Annotated in this window: 21 protein-coding genes; 8 read left to right on the forward strand and 13 right to left on the reverse strand. The window is 47.1% G+C overall.

The window, feature by feature from the left end; translation table 11 throughout:
- Nucleotides 1-4: 4 nt before the first annotated feature.
- The 6 genes from clpS to rpiA form a co-directional block, all read right to left on the reverse strand.
- Nucleotides 5-430, reverse strand: a complete 426-nt coding sequence (clpS, locus tag ACT6PV_RS08745; protein ID WP_445115999.1) for an ATP-dependent Clp protease adapter ClpS — start codon at nt 428-430, stop codon at nt 5-7.
- Nucleotides 431-451: 21 nt separating this feature from the next.
- On the reverse strand, nt 452-1,201 hold the full coding sequence (locus ACT6PV_RS08750) for a DUF6776 family protein (protein ID WP_445116000.1): 750 nt from the start codon (nt 1,199-1,201) through the stop codon (nt 452-454).
- 79 nt (nt 1,202-1,280) lie between these two features.
- Nucleotides 1,281-2,336 (reverse strand): N-acetyl-gamma-glutamyl-phosphate reductase, encoded by a 1,056-nt coding sequence (gene argC / locus ACT6PV_RS08755; RefSeq protein WP_445116001.1) that lies wholly within the window; start codon nt 2,334-2,336, stop codon nt 1,281-1,283.
- Nucleotides 2,337-2,360: 24 nt separating this feature from the next.
- Nucleotides 2,361-2,678 (reverse strand): hypothetical protein, encoded by a 318-nt coding sequence (locus ACT6PV_RS08760; protein ID WP_445116002.1) that lies wholly within the window; start codon nt 2,676-2,678, stop codon nt 2,361-2,363.
- Nucleotides 2,679-2,712: 34 nt separating this feature from the next.
- Nucleotides 2,713-3,399, reverse strand: coding sequence for a M48 family metallopeptidase (locus ACT6PV_RS08765; protein ID WP_445116003.1), 687 nt, complete (start codon nt 3,397-3,399; stop codon nt 2,713-2,715).
- Nucleotides 3,400-3,420: 21 nt separating this feature from the next.
- A complete protein-coding gene (rpiA, locus tag ACT6PV_RS08770; RefSeq protein ID WP_445116004.1) occupies nt 3,421-4,092 on the reverse strand; it encodes a ribose-5-phosphate isomerase RpiA in 672 nt (223 codons plus the stop codon).
- Nucleotides 4,093-4,197: 105 nt separating this feature from the next.
- Here rpiA and ilvA point away from each other — a divergent pair, with 105 nt between their 5' ends.
- Nucleotides 4,198-5,736: a threonine ammonia-lyase, biosynthetic gene (ilvA, locus tag ACT6PV_RS08775; RefSeq protein WP_445116005.1), complete on the forward strand. Its 1,539-nt coding sequence runs from the start codon at nt 4,198-4,200 to the stop codon at nt 5,734-5,736.
- A gap of 173 nt (nt 5,737-5,909) precedes the next feature.
- Here the strand turns inward: ilvA and ACT6PV_RS08780 are convergent, their stop codons facing one another.
- Complete coding sequence (locus ACT6PV_RS08780) at nt 5,910-6,455, reverse strand: hypothetical protein (RefSeq protein ID WP_445116006.1); 546 nt, start codon at nt 6,453-6,455, stop codon at nt 5,910-5,912.
- 414 nt (nt 6,456-6,869) lie between these two features.
- Between ACT6PV_RS08780 and ACT6PV_RS08785 the strand changes: the two genes are divergently transcribed.
- Nucleotides 6,870-7,520 (forward strand): potassium channel family protein, encoded by a 651-nt coding sequence (locus ACT6PV_RS08785; RefSeq protein WP_445116007.1) that lies wholly within the window; start codon nt 6,870-6,872, stop codon nt 7,518-7,520.
- A 13-nt stretch (nt 7,521-7,533) separates the two neighbouring features.
- Nucleotides 7,534-8,886, forward strand: coding sequence for a TrkH family potassium uptake protein (locus tag ACT6PV_RS08790; protein WP_445116008.1), 1,353 nt, complete (start codon nt 7,534-7,536; stop codon nt 8,884-8,886).
- 87 nt (nt 8,887-8,973) lie between these two features.
- Here ACT6PV_RS08790 and ACT6PV_RS08795 read toward each other — a convergent pair whose 3' ends face one another.
- Both ACT6PV_RS08795 and ACT6PV_RS08800 read right to left on the reverse strand, forming a co-directional pair.
- Entirely contained in the window at nt 8,974-10,113 is a 1,140-nt protein-coding gene (locus ACT6PV_RS08795) for a phospholipase A (RefSeq protein ID WP_445116009.1), read from the reverse strand.
- Between the two features lie 23 nt (nt 10,114-10,136).
- Nucleotides 10,137-13,076: an insulinase family protein gene (locus tag ACT6PV_RS08800; RefSeq protein WP_445116010.1), complete on the reverse strand. Its 2,940-nt coding sequence runs from the start codon at nt 13,074-13,076 to the stop codon at nt 10,137-10,139.
- A gap of 267 nt (nt 13,077-13,343) precedes the next feature.
- Here ACT6PV_RS08800 and ACT6PV_RS08805 point away from each other — a divergent pair, with 267 nt between their 5' ends.
- The 3 genes from ACT6PV_RS08805 to ACT6PV_RS08815 are packed head-to-tail and all read left to right on the forward strand — an operon-like array spanning nt 13,344 to nt 15,302.
- A complete protein-coding gene (locus tag ACT6PV_RS08805; RefSeq protein WP_445116011.1) occupies nt 13,344-14,348 on the forward strand; it encodes an adenosine kinase in 1,005 nt (334 codons plus the stop codon).
- A 15-nt stretch (nt 14,349-14,363) separates the two neighbouring features.
- Nucleotides 14,364-14,672: a Rieske (2Fe-2S) protein gene (locus ACT6PV_RS08810; protein ID WP_445117076.1), complete on the forward strand. Its 309-nt coding sequence runs from the start codon at nt 14,364-14,366 to the stop codon at nt 14,670-14,672.
- Nucleotides 14,673-14,693: 21 nt separating this feature from the next.
- The gene (locus ACT6PV_RS08815; protein WP_445116012.1) at nt 14,694-15,302 is read left to right on the forward strand and encodes an OB-fold-containig protein; all 609 of its coding nucleotides are present in this window, start codon (nt 14,694-14,696) and stop codon (nt 15,300-15,302) included.
- Between the two features lie 100 nt (nt 15,303-15,402).
- On the opposite strand, the gene ACT6PV_RS08820 is transcribed toward ACT6PV_RS08815, so the two are convergent.
- The 3 genes from ACT6PV_RS08820 to ftsY form a co-directional block, all read right to left on the reverse strand.
- Nucleotides 15,403-16,089 carry a YccT family protein gene (locus ACT6PV_RS08820; protein WP_445116013.1) on the reverse strand — a complete coding sequence of 229 codons (687 nt, stop codon included), beginning with the start codon at nt 16,087-16,089 and terminating at the stop codon, nt 15,403-15,405.
- A gap of 152 nt (nt 16,090-16,241) precedes the next feature.
- Complete coding sequence (locus tag ACT6PV_RS08825; protein WP_445116014.1) at nt 16,242-16,835, reverse strand: nitroreductase family protein; 594 nt, start codon at nt 16,833-16,835, stop codon at nt 16,242-16,244.
- 292 nt (nt 16,836-17,127) lie between these two features.
- Nucleotides 17,128-18,225: a signal recognition particle-docking protein FtsY gene (ftsY, locus tag ACT6PV_RS08830; protein WP_445116015.1), complete on the reverse strand. Its 1,098-nt coding sequence runs from the start codon at nt 18,223-18,225 to the stop codon at nt 17,128-17,130.
- Nucleotides 18,226-18,471: 246 nt separating this feature from the next.
- Here ftsY and ACT6PV_RS08835 point away from each other — a divergent pair, with 246 nt between their 5' ends.
- Both ACT6PV_RS08835 and ACT6PV_RS08840 read left to right on the forward strand, forming a co-directional pair.
- A complete protein-coding gene (locus ACT6PV_RS08835; RefSeq protein ID WP_445117077.1) occupies nt 18,472-19,809 on the forward strand; it encodes a M16 family metallopeptidase in 1,338 nt (445 codons plus the stop codon).
- Nucleotides 19,806-21,431, forward strand: coding sequence for a M16 family metallopeptidase (locus ACT6PV_RS08840; RefSeq protein ID WP_445116016.1), 1,626 nt, complete (start codon nt 19,806-19,808; stop codon nt 21,429-21,431). Before ACT6PV_RS08835 ends, ACT6PV_RS08840 begins: the two co-directional genes overlap by 4 nt.
- Here ACT6PV_RS08840 and ACT6PV_RS08845 read toward each other — a convergent pair.
- The gene (locus ACT6PV_RS08845) at nt 21,355-21,675 is read right to left on the reverse strand and encodes a hypothetical protein (RefSeq protein WP_445116017.1); all 321 of its coding nucleotides are present in this window, start codon (nt 21,673-21,675) and stop codon (nt 21,355-21,357) included. The genes ACT6PV_RS08840 and ACT6PV_RS08845 overlap by 77 nt on opposite strands.
- Nucleotides 21,676-21,722 lie beyond the last annotated feature (47 nt).

A 21,722-nucleotide genomic window follows, 5' to 3' on the forward strand; every position in this document is an offset into this window, starting at 1 on the left:
CCCCTTATTCCTTTGGCTCAATCTGACAAAGTAATGGATGACCCTGAGACCGAGCATAATTATTGACCTGGTTTGCCTTGGTTTCCGCAATGTCTCTCGGATAAACCCCCGCAACACCTTTACCTTCATAATGTACTGTTAGCATTACTTGAGTGGCCTGGTCAAGGTTCAATGCGAAGTATTGTTGTAAAATTTCAATAACGAAGTCCATTGGCGTATAGTCATCGTTCAATAAAACGACCACATATAACGGTGGACGCTTAAATTCAGGGGGTGCTGTCTGAACCGCAATATCACCCTCTGTACCCTCTGTTTCTTCCTGAGGATCTGAACTGCCTGCACGTGGACTCAAATGCCAGTCAATATATCCGGTTTCCTGAAATGATGATTTAATTTCATTCAGCTTCAATTGACGTTTATTACTGCGCATATATTTCAGATTCATAGGCCCTTATTGTGCATTTGCCTCAGCTTGTGGTATTTCAGCGGCAAATGCGGCTGAGTTTTCAATGGCCTTACCCTGCTGCCAGCTGAAACGCTTAATGACAGACACAGCCCCATTTAATCTGACCTCAATAAACTGCGGACTGAAACCTTTGGGCATGGTCCACCGACCAGTCAGGCGCTCAAAGTTATCAAAATTAAAATTACGGTCTTCCATAGGCACCACAAGCACTTCCGTTCCCCTGATCAGACGCAGTTCAGCACTGCCTGAAGCACGCCGCTTGCCAGGACTGACCTGAACCAGATCGATCTGATATTCAAATGCATTACCCGGCAGTGACTTGACCGCCAGATTCTGAACCGTCAGACTCAGGCCACCGCGCTGTCTTAAAATTTCACGATATATGCTGCTCATGCCATCCATCTGGTTTTTTTCAGATTTGGTCTGATTCAATGCCTGCAACATATCATTGGCATTACTGACCGCAACATCCCGCTCCTGCACTGCCGAATTTAAACTTTTATTGAGTGTATCCAGACTGGTTTTCTGCTGTTTGACCACGTCCACCAGCTGCTCTGCATCTGCATCATATCCCACTACGGTCAAACCCTGACGATGCCCCACGGTATAGCCCAGCAACACACTGCCTGCACACAGCACCACGCCACCCAGCAGCAATGGCATATTCTGTTTCAAAAATGCATTTTCTGCCAGGCCGGTACGCTGTGACGGAGTCTCTGTTTCTGTATTTTGCATCGTCATCTCTAATTACTAATGGAATTAAAACCTACATTTAACTCGAAAGTTAAATAAGTGTGAAGTAATAAAGCGTTTCTTATGGTAATAATCCAATGCCCTGCAGGCCTGAATCTTCGGCAAAACCGAACATCAGATTCATGTTCTGCACCGCCTGACCGGCTGCGCCCTTGACCAGGTTGTCCTGTGCCGACAGCACAATCAGCTTGTTCGGCCGGGGTTTATGCAGTGCAATACGCAGCTGATTGGCTCCCCGCACACTGCGTGTCTCAGGCGAGCTGCCCGACGGCATGACATCCACAAATTGCTCATCTGCATAGAACTGTTCATACAGATGCTGTAAGTCCATTGCCTCACCGGCATCGGTTAAATCCATATACATGCTGCTGAGCATGCCACGGATCATGGGGACCAGGTGCGGCAGGAAAATAATGCGGTCAAATATTCCCTGCTGCCCCGCAATATACTCAAGTGCTTCCACCATTTCAGGATGATGACGATGCCCGGAAACCCCGTAGGCTTTAAAATTATCAGCATTTTCAGTATAGATCATGCTCAGGCTGGCTTTACGCCCCGCACCGGACACTCCGGATTTCGCATCAATAATGATACTTTCAGCTTTAACCAGGGACTCAGTCTGTTTAAATAATGGCGCCAGACCCAGCTGCACCGTGGTCGGATAACAACCGGGATTCCCCACCACACGGGCCTGTTTTATTTTTTCACGGTTCAGCTCGGACAAACCATAGACCGACTCTTTTAACAATTCCGGACAGGCATGCGGCATGCCATACCATTTTTCAAACTGTTGCAGGTTCTGCAAACGAAAGTCAGCAGCCAGGTCAATCACTTTTGTATTCGCTGCCACCAGCGCCTGGGCATGTTGCATGGCTACACCATGTGGCGTCGCAAAAAACACCATATCACATGCTTTCAGCAGCTCAATATTCAGGTCTGAAAACTCAAGGTCAGTCTGACCACGTAAACTGGGGAACATATCGTCCACACGTCTGCCGGCTTCAGTACGTGAAGTCAATAAACTAATCTGCACATCAGGATGCCGCAGTAAAAGACGCAGTAATTCAACGCCTGTATAACCTGTACCGCCGACAATCCCCACTGTAATCACGTGCATTACCTCAAACTTAAAATTCCCATTTTACAGCTGTAGAGTATGACAGGAAGTCTGAGGTTTTCCAAACGGTTCCGGCCGGATTTCAAAGCCTTGCCCTGCGGCTCCAGGGCTGTGGTGTCCATGGCCACCACCCGGATGGGACTCATGGTTGAGGTTCGAAGGCTCGCCTGTGCTGTTGGTAGTTTGGCCATGACTTAACTCATCCACCAGATACAAATAAATGCCTTCTTCCGACGGCGTGTATACCCAATCGATATAGCCCTCTGCATCACTGACATAAATGGCCGTGATTCCGCCGCCCCCATTGAGACACACCCCCATCTGCCGGCAAGGAGGGGTCATTGATCATCCAGTGAAACAACACATTGTCCGGCGCTTATTTTTCTGAATGCCACCAATACGGCACCGGGCTGGTTTTAAGTGTTTTACGATGCTGCCGGTAATGTACATCATGCTTTTCAACCTCGGCCCAGAAGCAGGAACTATGGTCAAAATATCGGGTATGCGCCAGTTCATGCACACAGACATAGCGGGCAATCTCCTCAGGGAAAAGCACCAGCGCACTATTCAGCATAATGTCATGTCTTGCACTGCAACTGCCCCATCGGGTTCTGGGTTGCCGGACTGCACATTTGCCGAATTTCAAACCAAGCTGCCTACTCAGCTGTTGCAGATAAAGCGGCAATTCATGCTTTGCATAAGCCACCACAAATGCTTTTAAATACTGTTCGGGTTGTCGGTCGCTGATCTGGAGCTGCAACTTCTGATCATCAAAAATAAAGCATTGTTTCTGGGTCTGGTAAATAATGCTGACCGGCTGGCTGACATTAAACAAATGCAATTCATCGGGTAAAACCCGGTCCTGAGCATCACGTTTCTGTTGTTGCTGATGCCATGTTTCCAGCAACCATGGTTCAGACTGGTCAATGAATTGCTGAATTTGTTTTTTTGTACAGAAAAGCGGTGCCGTCAAACGAATGCTGTCAGGTCCGACACGCAAACGCAACCGGGTTGCCCGGACATGCCGGACAATCCTGATTTCCGGTAAATCTGCTGAACTCATCAAGCGCTGCAATATCCGTGCTTAAACTGCACGTCGTTCTTCAATACCTTGTTGGGTGGCCACAATGGCAATATCTGCAGGGTTGATTGCAAAAATACCGTTGGTCACCACGCCCGGAATATCATTGATGGTTTTTTCCAGTTCCAGCGCATTCAGAATATTTAAATTATGCACGTCAAGAATCACATTGCCATTATCCGTGGTCACGCCTTCGCGATAAACCGGATCGCCTCCCAGTGTGACCAGCTTGCGGGCCACCGCAGAACGTGCCACCGGAATCACTTCCACAGGTAAGGGAAATTCACGACCAAGCTGTTCCACCCATTTGGAATCATCCACAATACAGATAAATTTTCCTGAAATTGAAGCCACAATTTTTTCCCGGGTTAATGCTGCGCCGCCCCCCTTAATCATGTGCATATGACGGTCAATTTCGTCTGCACCATCCACATAGGCATCCAGTCCACCCACGTGGTTCATATCCACCACCTCAATGCCCAGTTTTTTCAGACGCTGTGCTGTGGCATCAGAACTTGCAACAGCGGCCTCCAGCTGAAGTTCCGGCAAGAGTTCGATCAGGAAATTGACCGTACTGCCGGTTCCCACCCCTAAAACCCCCCCTTTCGGCAAATATTTCAGGGCAGCCTGGGCGGCGGCCTGCTTTTTCTCGTCCTGGGTTGCATATAGGCTCATGACATCACTCAACTATTTTTGGTATTTTGCGCAATTTTAAAACGCAAATGTGCGGGGGTTTGTTACAATGAGCGCTTATTTTAAACTGTTGAATGGAAAATTAACATGCTGTCCCGTCTGGTTCGACAAATATTACAGGCAACGGTCTATGACGTTGCAATTGAAACGCCACTCGAAGCAGCACCACGAATCAGTGAAAAATTAAATAATAACATTCGCTTTAAACGTGAAGACTTACAGCCGGTTTTTTCCTTTAAACTCCGGGGTGCCTATAACCGCATCAGCCAGTTACCTGCATCTCAGTTACAGCGTGGCGTAATTACCGCCTCAGCCGGCAACCATGCTCAGGGCGTGGCACTTTCTGGTCAGAAGCTGGGCATCCGGGCGATTATTGTCATGCCTGAAACCACGCCGGATATTAAAATTCAGGCAGTCAGACGTCTGGGCGGCGAAGTGGTCCTGCATGGTGATTCCTTTGATATTGCCAACAAATATGCCATCCAGCGGGCCGCAGATGAAGGGCTGACTTTTATTCCACCTTATGACGATGAGCTGGTCATTGCCGGCCAGGGCACCATTGCCAACGAAATTTTACGGCAATGGCGTGATATCGAATATGTTTTTGTAGCCGTGGGCGGCGGTGGCCTGATTGCCGGCGTTGCAGCCTACCTGGGTGAAGTGGCGCCCCATGTCAGAGTCATTCCGGTTGAATATGATGAATCTGCCTGTTTAAAAGCTGCTTTTGAACATCATGAGCGGGTTGTACTGCCACATGTCGGTTTATTTGCCGATGGAACTGCCGTTGCACAGATTGGTGAAAAACCCTTTGAAGTGATCCAGTTACAAAAATCTGATCAGTCCGGTCCCATTGTTGAACCGGATGTTGTACTGGTCAATACCGACGAAATCTGTGCAGCCATTAAGGATACCTACGACGAATGCCGCAGCATTGTTGAACCTTCCGGTGCGCTGGCACTGGCCGGAATTAAAAAATATGTGGAAGAACATCAACTGACGGATAAAAATATCGTGTCCATCGTCTGTGGTGCCAATATGAACTTTGACCGTCTGCGTTATATTGCCGAACGCACCGAACTGGGCGAGCAGCGGGAAGCCATTTTTGCTGTAACCATTCCCGAGGTCAAAGGTTCCTTCCTGAATTTCTGCCGCAGTTTACAGGGCCGCAACATCACCGAATTCAACTATCGGGCCAGCGGTGATCATTCTGCACAGGTCTTTGTCGGCATCAGCCTGAAAGACGGTGAAAAAGAACGTCACGAAATTTATGATTTGCTGAAACCTGAATTTGACGTGGATGATTTATCAGATGATGAAGTCGCCAAATTACACATCCGTTACCTGATTGGCGGACATGCACATATTGAAAATGAACGTTTGTTCCGGGTGGAATTCCCCGAACGCCCCGGTGCCTTACTGACCTTCCTGGAACGATTGGGGCCTGCTCACAACATTACCCTGTTTCACTACCGGAACCACGGTGCGGCAGAAGGTCGTGTACTGGTCGGCCTGGAAACAACAGATGTCAGACAGGATCCGGACAGCCTGATCAAAACCCTGGAAGCCATCAGTTATCCCTATGTCGAAATTTCAGATAATGTCGGCTACAGGCGTTTTCTGAAGTAATAAGCCTACTCATGGAAAGTTACTGATTTTTAAAAACTGCCAGTCTGGTTTTTAAAATCCTGTTGCCCGCATCCAGCTGATTTTCACTGTGCTTTTACCCTGGCAGAAATAACGGTAATACTTGCCATATAATGTCTGAGCGTTTTAAATCCGGGTGGACATCGACTTATCAATCAGGTCGATCTTGAACACTCATACAGCTGATAGTGTTCAATCCGGATTCCATAGTCCTTAAATTGTTTTTCAAATAAGCGACAGAATTTCTCTATTTTTACATCATCCTCAGGAATCGCCATCCAGTAATACTCTGCGGCATGAATCAACAACATTTCATGTCCCACCGATTTGACAGCATTGAAAATTTCTTCCATGACAATATCATAAACCTGACACTGTAAACTGTAATACTTTCCAATAACCTGCTGATATTTTTCATAATGTGAAAATAATGGTGTAACCCTCTGCTCCACGTGCTGCTGGATTTTTTCGATATTGACCGCATGCTGCTGTAAGACAGCGCAACTTCTCAGGCCATTTGCCACATATTGCTGCTGGTCGATATGCATCAGATAACCACTGTGCGGATCATCCATTTTTTCATTGTACAGCCACTCCAGAAACATCTCATAATCCCGACGATGTTTCTTTTTGGGGATTTTCCGTGCTTTTAAGGCCGGAAACCAGTGCTGCAAAAGCTGATAGATTTTCTTGTCATCCATGTCATTTCTTCCATGTCATGTATTCAGAAACAACCTGTTTTTATGCTGCGGATACTGTTTTATTATTCAGATCAATCATGAATTATTTATGACTTCATCCGTGCAGAATCGCCCGGCACATACTATCTGCACAACAATCAGACATTCATTGTATAAGCGCTTTGCATTGCATGGTCGATTGCAGGTTTTCCGCGTATGATCATGTTCAGTTGCTGCAAATGGATCGCGCTTTTAAGTCTCTTTACAGTTTGAGTCCGCTATTTACAGTTTAAATGTCTTTACACATTGGCGGCATTTATCTTTAAATATAAAATACATCAATGGATCAATCCATATCGGATTCTTGCTGCATAATTATTGCACCTATTTGATTATAAAATAAACCCACATCAACATTTAAGGATTTTTTAAATTATGGCACTTTTTGCTGTCATTGGACTGGGCAGTTTCGGTGGAACTGTTGCGCTTGAGCTGACCAACCTGAATCATGATGTGATTGGCATCGACTCTGTGAAAAGAAATGTCGAAAATCTTGCTGACCAGATCAGTCATGCCGTCATTGCCGATGCAACCGATGAGCATGTGCTGGATGAACTGAATATTAAAAATTGTGATGCTGCGGTCGTGGCCATCGGTGAAGATATTGAAGCCAGTATCCTCTGCGTGTTGCATTTAAAAAACCTGGGCATGGAAAAAATCATGGCCAAAGCCAAATCCCGAGCACATCATATGATTCTGTCACACCTGGGCATCAGCAAAATCATTCATCCCGAAGAAGACATGGGCATTCGGGTTGCGCAGTCTTTGAGTTATCCGATGGTCCGGCGCTATATGGCACTGAACAATGAGCGCTATATTGTCAAAGTGGAAATCAGTTCCGGTTTGCAGGGCGCCCAGTACCAGACCATAATGGAAGAAACCCACGATATTAAAACCCTGCTATTACAGCGTGGTTCGCATGTCCTCTATGAAATAGCACCAGGCACCATTTTGCAGGAAAAAGATATCTTAATTATCGAAGGGCCTGTGGATGTGTTAAGACAGCTTTCCATGCGCTTCTCATAAAGCCAGGGCAGATATGAAAATCCATACCACCGGGCTGATCAACAAAAAGCAGAACAGTATCAATCTGAGCCCGCCAAGCCTGCTGGCCTTAGGTTTTTTAAGCTTTATTATCATTGGAACATTGTTACTCAAACTGCCTTTTGCACATCATGGGGAGCTGCCCTGGATCAAGGCCATGTTTACCGCAACCTCTGCTGTGACCATTACCGGGCTATCCACGGTCAATGTCGGAGACTCGTTTACCCTGTTCGGCAAAATCGTCATTATGGTGCTGATCCAGTGTGGTGGACTGGGCTTTATGACCTTTGCCATTCTTGCAGCGCTCAGCCTTTCCCCCAGACTGGGTTTAAAACAGCAGATCATGGCACAGGAAACCATTGGCCAGACCAGTCTGTCCAGGGCCAGTTTTACCGTCAAGGGGGTCTTCCTGTATTCACTGTTTTTTGAGAGTATCGGGACCATCATTCTCACCATTGCCTGGATGCAGCACTATGACTTCAGTCATGCTTTTTTCTATGCAGTATTTTACAGTGTCTCTGCATTCAATAATGGTGGGTTTTCCTTATTTCCCAATAGCTTAATGAGCTTTTCAGATCAATATATGGTGACCTTTACCATCAGTATACTGTACATTATCGGCGGAATCGGTTTTGTGGTGCTTATGGATATCAAGCGCTCCAGACGCTGGGGAAAACTGACACCCAACAGCAAGCTGATTTTATCCACCATTGCCGGTCTGAATCTGTTTGCATTTATTGTGATCTGGATACTGGAAGCCAGCAATCCCCTGACCCTTGCCCCCATGTCCTTTGGAGATCAGGCTCTGAATGCCTGGTTCCATGCCACGGTTCCCCGCTCTTCCGGTTTTAACAGTGTTGAGGTCGGCGACATGAGCAATGCCTCAACGCTACTCACCATGGTACTGATGTTCATTGGTGGCGGTTCATTGAGTACCGCCGGTGGAATCAAGGTCGGTACCTTTATTATCATGGTACTCAGTGTCATTACCTTTCTCAGGCGTTCGGACGAACTCACCATTTTCAGACATGCGGTACCACACCATATTACCATTAAAGCACTGGCGGTTATTTCCATTACGTTTATGCTGATTTTACTGGGATTCTTTGCGCTGCTGATCCTGGAACCGGATAAACACTTTATTGACTTATTATTTGAGACCATTTCCGCAGCCTGTACCGTCGGTCTGTCCAGGGGCATTACCGAAAATTTGCATCCGGCAAGCCTGTTTGTACTCATTTTACTGATGTTTGCAGGGCGTCTTGGTCCACTGACACTAGCCTATCTGATTGCCACCCCTAAAAAAAGCCGGGTCAAGCATCCGGCGGCTGAAATACAGATTGGCTGATCTCAGCACTTTCATACAACACGCTATATTTGCTATGGCCGGATGGATGATTCAGACCATCCGGCCACATAAAAAATGTACGCGCTGTCAGTACCAGTTCATCAGGGAAATACCCAGACCGACATAAGTGGCACGATGGTTATAATCAATCAGACTTTCGCCATAACCGTCAAACAACTGGAAATGACCGCGTAATTTACCATGAATCGGAAAGGTCCAGTCAAACTGGGCTGCACCATGTGAATCATCCCCACCTTTCAGGGAATGACGCAACATTAAACTGAAATCATGTTGCTTCCAGCGATAAAATGCCGTCAGATCACCACGTCCAATATAGTTTGTAATGTCCGGATTATTGTCCTTCTCATCTTCATCCAATCGATACCACGGACGCAGCATCAGGGCAAAATTACCGCGCTCGAACCCCAGGTTCAGCATGACCCGATTCCAGCTGCGTGATAATGGATCTGAACGGCCATTGGACTGATGATTCAGCGTCAGCCCCAGTAAATGCCCATCCAGTCCCAGCAATCGATAATTGGTCCTGAACATCAGACTCGCTTCAGGCTCATAATTGGTTTCCCGGAACGGCCGTGACTCATCTTCGTTATATACCTGCCAGCGTGAAGACTGCGTATAGCCCACCCACAGATCACCATTATCACCAAACAGATTTTCCAGTGCCTTGGCTTTCAGGGAAATCTGAAACTTGGCCTCGGTCGATTTCAGGTTCTGTTTTTCGTCCTCGGGGACGGTATTTACAGGATTCGGGCTATGAGGTAGCTCGTTTTTACTGTTGGTCCAGAAAACAGGCATAAAATACACCGGCTGATGAGCACGGACATTCCATGTGCCCAGTTTACTGTCTGCAGACAATTCCCAGCGCCTGTCCAACAAGGAAGTGTTCGGATCAATTTTAGAACTTTCCGATGAAAATAAGTTTTCCACTTTCTGACTGATTTTTGCCTTAAGTGTTTCAGGTTCAGTAGCCGACTCAGGCATGGCCTGTGCCGGAACCTCCACTGTGCCTGGAGTCGCAGCTGTTCTGAACAGCCCGTCATAACACGCCAGCCGGTCTGCATTTGACTCCAGACCGGTACAGGCCTGGGCACTGACCGGATGAAGGGCTGGTGTATCATCAGCATAGGCCAGCGGCATCAGCCCCCAGCTGAGTACAATTGGAATACTCAGTTTTACCGGCATGCGTTCAAGAGAATTGAACGGCATATTTTTCTCCCCAATATTCAGTTTTAATATAATTGTTTAATTTCAAACCCTGCCTGTTCCAGCACTGCTTTCCTGGCAACCGGTGCAACCACGGCCTTCACCGGTTTTTGTCCGGTCAGATAGGTTTCAGCTACACGTTTCAGATCTGCCAGCGTGACTGCCAGCAACTGTGAACGTAACATTTTTCTAAACGCCGGCGTACGGCCATGCAATAATGCATAACAGGTGGTGATCGCCTCACCCGCCGGTGAACCCGGTTTATCCATACCGGACACCAGGCCCAATATCGCCTCTTCCAGCTGATACGGCTGATGTTCAGCCTGTTGCAGCCATTGAAGACTTGCTTCAAAATCCAGGAATGTTTCCATTAAACGCGGATCACGGTAACTATAGAACAGGAATGCACAGGCATTGCTGTCATAGTTAGCCCCCCCACCATAAGCCCCGCCTTTTTCACGAATGGCGCCATGCAGGAACCCATTACGCAGATAACTTGCCAGCACCATGAGCGGTGCGGCATCCGGATGCGAAATATCAACCGCAGAATACGCAGCTGCACAGAACTGCACATTGGCCTGAATCAGCCAGGCCTGATCTGCCTGACTGTTTTCCCCTGACACCTTTGCCAGCTGCACAGGTGACGAATCAACATCCAGCTGATGCCAGACACGCTGAACTTCCTCAAGCAGACGTTCCGTCTGCTGCTCCTCACACACCAGCAGGAACTGTTTTGGTGCCTGCAACAAAGCATGATGGATAGACTTCAGTTCGGCAATCAATTCTGCATATGCCGCTTCATCCTGTTCAATTTTCTCAGTCAGCTCTCCTAGCCAGTTAATCGCGCCCAGGCCAGTGTTCGCATAATTCCGCTGTGCCAGTGCACTCATATTCCGCGATGCAATCTGCATGGCATAACTGTGTCCGGAATCTGAAATACGGGCAGACCATCGTGCCTTACGTTGTTGCAACAGCTCAATAATCCGGTCCTTTTCATCGAAACGTAAACGTTCAAAGGCCACTTTCAACAGTTGAATTGCATCCAGTTTACCTACCAGTGATTTAGTGGTCAGCGTCACCCATGCACTGATACCATTCCGGTCATCCACAGGTCCGCGCAGTGAGACACCCATTCCCAATCCACCACTCACAGCAGTCTGCAGCTGCTGAAACTGCAGATAATCATGTTCACCTGCACCCACTTCACCCATTAAAATTGTAAGCAAGCTGAAATACGGCGATTTAACAATCTCATCCGACAACCGGATCAGCACCTGCTGATAGTAAATTCCATTGGTTCCTGCCTGATATAGATTCAATGGAACATCCACACCATTGCAGATAATTTCACGCAACTGGCCCTGCACAATCTTCAACTCCGCCGAAATATCTTCCAGTCCCACTTTCGGCAATAAATTCAGATCATCCGGTGTTTGCTGGCGCAGCTTCAGGTCTTCAGTCTGCTGGAGAATTTCCGCTTTCTGGGCCGCTGTTAAAGTTTCAGCAATTTTTTCAAGTCGCGCCTGTTCTGCTTCAGCTTCCCTTTCAGACTTTGTCGCATCCGGGATCAATGTCATCTGTACACGGTGCGGGTTATCCAGTAAATGAGTCTGAATCAGACCGGACAACCACATTGGATCCTTCAGCTCTTCCCTGACCTGACTCATGGCGCTATCGACATCCCACACATGAATCGGATCATGATGATGAATTGCACTGCTCAGACCATTCAGAATCAGGGTCAAACCATAAGGCATCCCATCCCCACTGATTTCACGCTGATGCAGCTCAATCTGATGCAGAATGGCATCCACAATTTCAGCATCCACCGGACGGGAAGCCACCTCTCTCAGGATATTCAGCACGCCATTTTTAAATTCTTCTGCATGCTCCGGGTTGGAACCCTGCACACCACAATAAAAGGTCATTTCGAAATTAGAGTCATCAACACCCATCATTGGACCTGTTGATTGTGCATATCCACATGTTTCAAGATAATGACGAAGCGGTGACGCTGAGTTTTCAAGCAGAATGCCTTCCAGCAGACGCAGGCCCAACCGCAGCGTGGTATCACTCGACTCAGGCAATAACCAGGCAATAACATGATAGGTTTTATTGCTTAAATCTTCTGCATCCACTGCATAACGTTCAGTCACTTCCAGCGGCGCCTTTAAACGCTGTTCAGGCTGAGAATAGAGTGTGGTTCCCTGACTGAATTTTGACAGGGCCAATTTTTCAAACTGCTCCTGAAGGTGCCCGGCAGACTCATTGCCAAACGTCATAAACACCGCATTACTCGGATGGTAATGTGACTGATAGAAATTGACTAACTCCTGGTAAGTCAGATCGGGAATATCCTTTGGATCACCACCGGAATTATAATGATAGGTGGTGGCTGGAAATAAATGATGGGCCAATTGATGATACAACTGATCTGAGGGGGAACTCATGGCACCTTTCATTTCATTGAACACCACCCCTTTATAAACCGGCTGATTGTCCTCAAATTCAATACGGATCCCTTCCTGGGCAAAATCGAGCGGATTCAGATTTGCCGCAAATGCCGCATCCATATACACTTCAAGTAAATTCTGAAAATCTTTTTTATTCTGTGTGGCAAACGGATAAGCCGTCCAGTCAGCTGAGGTAAAGGCATTCATGAACGTGTTCAGCGAACGCCGGGTCATTAAAAAGAATGGATCCCGGACCGGAAACTTTTTAGAACCACAGAGTGCCGTATGTTCAAGGATATGCGCCTCTCCCCGGGAATCCATCGGTTGGGTACGAAATGCAACAAGAAAGACATTCTCGTCATGATCAGCTGCCAGATGATAATGCATGGCACCTGTGGCTTTATGCCGATATTCAGACACCTGAATATCCAGGGCTTCCACATGATGCTGACGTACCAGCTGAAACGCAGGATGGACTGTCTGGGTTAAGGTTTCAGTGACATCTACGGTCATGCGGCTTCCTCACATTTAATCTTGATCATTATTCGGCATTATACAATCAGTTAAAATCAATTTATCACTTACAATACAGTGTGGCGACAATTTTATCTTACTGTAGCCAGCCAGTTTTTTAAATCTGCCTGAATTTTGCTCAGGCAGGTTTCAGTCAGCCCGGCAACAATAGTGTCCATGATTTATGGTCATGAATTTTACGCATCCATCTACAGTAAAACCGGGCATTGGTGTAAACTTGGGTTTTTCATAAATGTGGCTGGGAAGATGGCAACGATTGACCTTTTTTCAATTGGCAATGCACTGATTGATCAGGAATTTAAAATTTCAGATGACTTCCTGGTCCAGCAGAATCTGCAAAAAGGCACCATGCAACTGACAGATGCTGAAACCCAGACACAGCTTTTTCAACAGCTGCAAAGCAGTCAAATGTATAAAGGACAGGCCTCCGGCGGCTCTGCAGCCAATACCACTGTTGCGTTCAGTGCACTTGGCGGTTCTGCATTTTATGCCTGCCGGGTCGGTAACGATGCATTGGGCACCATTTATCTGCAGGGTTTAAACGAAGCTGAGATTCAGACCACCGGCAAATCCATCAGTGAAGGCGTGACAGGCACCTGTATTGTGCTGATCAGTGATGATGCTGAACGGACCATGCACACGTACCTGGGCACCACGGCAGAACTGTCGACAGCACAGATTGACTTTGAACCCCTGAAAACAGCCAGATGGCTTTATATCGAAGGCTACCTGTCCACCAGTGAAACCGCCCGTAAAGCGGTTGGTCAGGCGCGCCGGATTGCCCGGGAAAATAATGTTAAAATTGCCCTGAGCCTGTCGGATCCTGCCATGGTGCAATATGCCCGCGCCGGATTGAATGAACTGATTGCCGATGGCGTAGACCTGATTTTCTGTAATCAACAGGAAGCCATGATGTATACAGAAACCACATCTGTTGATGATGCCCTGGCCAAATTGAGATTACTGAGCAATGAAGTTGTCATTACACTGAGTGAAAAAGGCGCAGTAGTTGCAGACCCACAGCAACACTTTCATGTGGCGGGACGCAAAGTCACCGCTGTAGATGCATTGGGTGCCGGTGATGCATTTGCAGGGGCATTTCTCTATGCCTTAAATGCAGATCATCATTTACAGTCTGCTGCAGCGCTTGCCATCCTGGTGTCCAGTGAAGTGGTGTCCCAGTATGGCCCACGACTGGAGATCAGCCACTATGCCAGACTTTTACAGAACTTCCAGCAAGAGTGTGCATAAATGGTGAAAATCGCAATGACGGAAGATATTCCAGAACGGGAAGCGCGTTCATATGATACTGAAAATGGCGATATCATTTTCATTACCCAGCGCGATGGAGCATTTTACGCCTATCAGAATCTATGCCCGCACTTACAAACTGAACTCGAGTTTCTGGAAAACCAGTTTCTGGACCAGGATCAGGAATATATTCAGTGTTCGACTCACGGGGCATTATTTGAAGTGGAAACCGGCGAATGCATTTCAGGCCCCTGCCTGGGAGATAAGCTTGAAAAAGTAAATATCAGAGTCCACTCGGACGGTGGGATCTACCTGGAAGACTGACCCATGTCACAGGAGGCTGTCATGCTGCTTTTTTTACAGGAACAGAATCTGATTCCCTTTCATTTAAGCGTATTGGCACTGATTCTACTCAGTACGGCTGAAACCATCGGCTATTATATCGGTGCCAGACCCAGCACCTTTTTTATGCACATCTCACCTGCCTGGCTCACCAACTCCCCTTTAATTCAGGTAAAATTTGCCAGGGTACTGATTTTTGTTTTCCTGTTGATCAATTTCAGTTTTGCCGGCTACTTCCTGCAGCTTGTGGTCTATGCCAGTCAACAGGATTTTCTCGCCTGGTATTATGTGATTTTACCGGCATTCATTATTGCCATTTTTTTTACTGTGTTCATGATCCATTGCCTGGATCAGGTCATTAAGCCGCAGCATACAGTGACATATGTCAATCTGCTGGGACGACTCGCCACCATTTCCAGTGGCAATGCGCGCCCGGGTTTCTCAGCACAGGCCCAGGTCCGCGACGAATTTGGTCAGTTGCATTATGTCCAGGTTGAACCTGAATTCGGTGAACTGGAATTTCAGTCTCAAATTATTTTAATCCGGTTCCATAAATCCCACTATATTGCCAAAAAGATTTCCAGATCCAACCACCTGTTTAATCTGAAGTAGCTGTAACAGCTAAAAATAAGATAAACAATTATCGGCAGTCCGTCACAGCTTAAGCCTATTGCGGACGCTGGGGCAGCAACAGGCAAAGAGTCAAATCTGCTTACTGCTCTGCCAGCCAGCTCATGAATCGCTGACGCTCTGCTTTAGAGGCTTTCTTCCAGATCTGAATCAATTGCTGGTCCGCAGCATTGCCATCCACTGCAACCGGTACGGTCGCTGTTGTCACTGCAGGCGCTGCCGCAACAGTGCTTGTACTTTGTGCAGCGGCCCCTTTGACATAAACCGGTGCCGGCTGATTCGCCGGTGTTTTTTTGTCACTGGTCAGATCAAAAACCCGACCAAACAAACCGCCGGTTAACCACGGTTTCGGTTCATTATTTGCGCCGGTCTGCTGTACCACCAATTGATTATTTTTGTCATACAGTGCAATGGTTGGTTGTTCTGCATATTTTTTTGCGGTATCAAAGTCTGATGGTGCATTGACCAGGGCAAGTGTATATTTCTGTCCATCCTGCAATGCAGGTGCCTGAATGGTAACCACCCCGGATTTCAGAATGTCATGTTCGCCACTCATATGTTCAAAATATTGCTGGTAACGTACACTCAGGGCAACATTTCCGGCATCCACCTTATAATCATTTTTTTTAGTGCGGAACAGCCCTGCATTCACTTCCTGATCATTCACGGCAAGCATCACAATTTCTTCCGGCACTGTAATGGTTACCGCTGCAAAAACGGAGCTGCTCATCAGTAAACCCAATGTGACCATACTAAGCTTGAATGTCATATTTACTACTCTTCTGTCAAAAAACTGTAAAATTTACTGCACTATGCAGCGCCATGATGACAGTTTTATGACAATCATATTGCGCATAAATCAATTATTTTTTATAGGCAAAAAAAGAACGCATCACTGCGTTCTTTCTTCTGTTTAAAACCTTAATTAAACGTTTTAAAACGGGCAGCATTGTCAATAAATGTTTTTTCACCGGCAGGTGCTTCCACTGAACCGAAGACCAGCTGAGCACGCAGTTTCCAGCCTTCAGGAACATAGAATGTTTCAGCTACTTCAGCGTCAACAATCGGGTTATAGTGTTGCAACGATGCACCCAGACCTTCTTCAGCCAGCGCTGTCCAGGTAGCAAACTGTGCAATGCCAGTTGAATGCTCAGACCATACCGGGAAGTTATCTGCATACAGCGCAAATTGTTCCTGTAATTCCTTCACAACATTCTGATCTTCATAAAACAATACGGTGCCATAACCTGCAATGAAACTGTTGATTTTTGCATTTGTATCGTCAAATGCTTCGGCAGGAACCATTTTACGTAAAGCTTCCAGTACAATAGTCCAGAATTTTACATGTGAGTCACCGAATAAAATCACTGCGCGGGAAGACTGTGAGTTAAATGCAGAAGGGCTTAGCTTCACCGCCTCTTTGATGGTTTCTTCAATTTTTGTTTTATCCAGGCTGACATTTCTGCCAATGGCATAAATTGTGCGACGTTCTTTGATTTGAGTTAAAAATGACATGGCGTTCAATCCTTCTGCGACCGATCAGGTCTTGTATTTAAGATGATCTCAGTTTATGAATTGCGTTCCAGACTGTCAGCCTTATTAAAATAACAATGTGTTGCATTTTTAGAACAGCATCTGTAATTGGTGATCGTTAAACATCCGTTATTCAAATATAAATATTCGCAGATTTATCGCATCTTCAGGGTCAAAAAATTAAATGACAATTCAAATCAAACAAAACAGATAAAAAAAATCGGACCATGCCGATTTTTTTACTCTGTCACTGCTGTGGAAACACTTATCCCGGTTATTTTTCGGTTTCAAACAACGCTGCCACAAAGGATTTTGCAGAGAATGGACGCAAGTCATCAATTTTTTCACCCACCCCAATAAAACGAATGGGCACATGGCTACGACTTGCAATGTTAAATAACACACCACCCTTTGCCGTTCCATCCAGTTTGGTGATGGTCAGACCAGTCAGGCCAACCGCTTCATCAAACATTTCCACCTGATTAATGGCATTCTGCCCCGTACCGGCATCCACCACCAGCATAATTTCATGCGGTGCTGTGGCATCAATTTTCTGCATGACCCGTTTTACTTTTTTCAGCTCTTCCATCAGATTGCTTTTATTGTGCAAACGCCCGGCTGTGTCTGCAATTAAGACATCCACGCCTTTGGCACGGGCACTTTCAAAGGCATCAAAAATAACTGAAGCACTGTCGGCACCATGCCCCTGAGCAACCACGGCAATCTGATTGCGTTCTCCCCAGATTTGCAATTGTTCCGTCGCTGCAGCACGAAAGGTATCTCCAGCGGCCAGCATGACCTTTTTACCTTCGCCCTGTAATCGCTTCGCCAGTTTACCAATCGTAGTGGTTTTACCCACCCCGTTCACGCCCACCACCAGAATGACATAGGGATTTTTATTCGGATCAATCTGCATGGGTCTGACCCGGGGAGCCAGCAGATTCACCAGTTCTTCCTGCAGGGCCTTATACAATGAATGTGAATAGATCAAATCACCACGGGCGGTACGCTCTGTCAGATTTGTAATGATGGTTCTGGTGGCATCCACACCAATATCAGCCACCAGCAACTGCTCTTCAACCTCTTCCAGCAACTCATCATCAATTTCCTTACCGCCAATCAGGATATTGACCATGCCATCGGCCAGGCTCTTACGGGTTTTAGTCAGGCCTTCCTTCATCCGGCTGAAAAAACCGCCCTTCACCTGTGTTTCAGCTGCTGTTGCAGTCACATCACCGGTCTGTGCTGCAGCCTGTTCAACGGATTTATTTTCAATAATGGGCACATCAACGGCAGGTAAACCAGGTAAAGTGACATCGTCATCCCCGATATCAGCGTCAATCATAAATTTATTTTGCTGCTGTTGTTGCATGCCGATTCCTTGAAAAGCATAGCGTTAAAAGCAGGAGTTTAGCATAAATTACCGCTTTTTCATGCCTGCAGCGAGATCTGGACCTGCAAACCAAAATGCAACAGGATCATGATTTAAAACACATTGCGTTCATTCCCTATTTTTTTAAGAATAGAATAAATCACTTTAATTAGACCAGGATGATGTGTGATCAGCTCCGAATATTTAAGATTCAATGGTTACTTACCTGTTCGACTTCAGCAATATTTGCGCCCCCTCAGCCTGATCCTGCTCAGCCTCAGCTCTGTTTTCAGCCATGCAGACACTAGAAGTCAGCTGTCCCGTTCCACCTTTGAAACCACACTGAGCAACGGTCTGAAAGTCATCATCCGGGAAGATCATCGCTCACCTGTGGTCATGACCCAGATCTGGTATGCGGTGGGCAGCAGTGATGAATCCGGAAATATTCTGGGGATTTCACACGCACTGGAACATATGATGTTTAAGGGCACAAAAAAAGTCCCGGACAATGAGTTCACCCGGCTGAGCCGGATCTATGGCGGCAGTGTTAATGCCTCAACCTTTACCAACTACACCAGTTATTATCAGTTATATCCCAGCAAATATTTTCCACTGGCGCTGGAGCTGGAAGCAGATCGCATGAACAACCTGGTGTTGCGTCAGCAGGATTTTGAACCTGAAATGAAAGTGGTGATGGAGGAACGCCGGCAGCGCACGGATGATAACCCCCGTAATCTGGCCTATGAACGCTTTAAGTGGATTGCCTATCCCACCAGTCATTACCGGCAGCCCGTCATTGGTTTTATGAAGAACCTCAATAATATTCAGTTGAGCGATGTCAAAAAATGGTATCAAGACTGGTATACCCCCAATAATGCCACGCTGGTTATTGTCGGGGATGTCAATGCAGAACAGGCCCTGCAACAGGTGCAGAAATATTTTTCCGCGCTGCCCAGACGGGCCACCCCTGACCGTAATGATGTTCTCGAGTTTGACCGCATCGGTTACCGTCATATGGAATTTTCATTGCCTGTACAGGTTCCCAGTCTGTATATGGCCTGGAATGTGCGCTCCATTGCGACATCAAAAAACCCGCAGGACGCCTATGCACTGACCATCATCCAGTCCCTGCTGGATGGCGGCATTTCATCCAGGTTACAGGATCGACTGGTTCGTGACAAAAAAATTCTGACTGCCATCAGTGTCAGTTACAATCCCTATAACCGGGGAGACAGCCTGTTTATGATCTCAGCACTGCCGGCGGACGGCGTCAGCTTCAGTCAGGCTCAGGAGGCCATTGAGCAGGAAATGAATCTGTTCAAGACTGAACCGGTAAATCCTGAAGAACTCGAACGCGTTAAATCCAGTTTTGTATCCAGTCTGATCTACAGCCAGGACGATATTGCCGGACAGGCAAAAATGATCGGTCAGCTGGAAGTCAATGGCTTAAGCTATCGGCTGATTGATGAGTTGCCCAAACATTATGACAAAGTCACTCCCCAGGATTTACAGCGCATAGCCAACATGTTTTTTGTCAGGGAAAATCTCAGTACCCTGTATCTGACACCGCAGGCGGAACAATGAATCATTCAGGAAAAACCATGCCAGTCCATGCATTATTCGCCTTATTCTGTCTGACTCTGGGCTGCAGCATACCTGCATTTGCTGAATTTGAAATTAATGATCAGCACACAGAGCTTACAACTACAGACACCCCCCTGAAATCAATTGCCGTGTTGCAGAGTCTGAAAAACCTGCCCAGACAGAAAGAAAACCAGGCGCCTTTTGTTCAGGAACTGCATAATGCCAGTCGGGTCAGAACGCTTTTTGTCAGCAACCAGGCCCTGCCCATTGTAGACATTCAGCTGACCTTCAATGCCGGATCAGCACGGGATGAAAGCATCGGCAAGGGACTGTATGGCTTATCCAGCATGGCAGCCCGACTCATGACTGAGGGCACGGAACAATATTCGGCACAACAGATTGCCCGTACTTTTGATGGCCTGGGCGCACAATTCAGTGTCAATGCCTATCGGGATATGTTTGTAGTCCGTTTAAGGGTGCTGTCTGATCCTGCAAAACTTGAGCCTGCCATTGATCTCATGATGGATCTGCTCAACCACGCCACCTTTAATCACTCCGGGCTGAATCTTGCATTGAATAACAGCCGGGTCGGGCAAAAACAGATTCAGGAAAACCCGGCCAGACTCATGAATATCGATTTTTACAGGGCAATTTATGGCGAACATCCCTATGCAGAACCCAGTACAGGAACTCAGGCCGGTATCCGGAAAATCACCCCGGAATTGCTGATTCAGTTCAGGAGTAAATTGCTGGTGGCAAAAAATATGAATATTGCCATGACCGGGAATCTGACCTCAGAACAGGCAACTGCGCTTGCTGCAAAAATCAGTACCTCGCTGCCTCAGGGAACACCCGTAGCCCCACTGCCCGAAGCGGTCGATCAGAACGACTTTAAAATTCAGGTCATTCCATTCAATTCCAGCCAGGCACACGTCATGATTGGACAGATCGGCATTGCCCGGACAGATCCGGACCGTATTGCCCTTGAAGTTGCCAATCAGATGTTTGGCGGCAGCGGCTTCAATTCCGTGCTGATGAAAGAGCTGCGTGTGAAACGCGGCTATACCTACGGTGCCTATAGCACACTGACCAGCACACAATCCCGTGGATTATTCAGTTTCAGCTACTCCACCCAGCAGGACCAGCTGATGGACAGCATCCGGGTGGCACATCAGGCATTGATTGATTTTGTCAGTCAGCCCATTGACAGGAAACAACTGGAGGAAACCCGTGAAGGAATGCTCAGGGCCTTTCCCATGACCTTCAGCAGCAATGCCGGCATTAACGCCCAGATTGCAGCCATCGGATTTTACGGTCTGGCTGCGGACTATCTGACCCAGTACCAGCAACAACTCAGCAGCCTGACACCCATGCAGCTTCAGAACGCCATTCAAAAACACCTGCGTGCTGACCGCCTGACCCTGGTCATTGTTGCGGACACACTGGATCAGGCCGCTCTGCAGGAGCTGCTGCAGGAAGACCTGAACCCTTTCAGCCATCCGCAACAAGCAGTGCCGGACCACCCTCCCGCACCACAATCCAGGCCTACTGATCCTCCTTTGCCATCGCAGGATACTGTCTTACCCGAGACGACTCAGCCTGATACGCCTGCATCAGTTTAAAATATTCAGCCCTGTGGATACGCTGCCGATTCAGCAGCTGCTTCGCCATGTGCTGGGTCGCAGGATACGTTGCCTGGCCGGAGAGCAGAACCACATTCTGATACTGCCCTGACTTAACCGGTCGGAACAAGGCAGCACTGCCGGTCACCAATACCGTCAGCACAATAATCCAGACAAACATGGAAAGCATGAATTCAATGTGAAACAGCTTTGATTTTAAAAATATATCTCTTGAAATGAGCATGACTACCTCGAATAACGGTAGTGTAATATCGCTGTACACAAAAATAC

Source organism: Acinetobacter sp. WZC-1 (assembly GCF_052544965.1).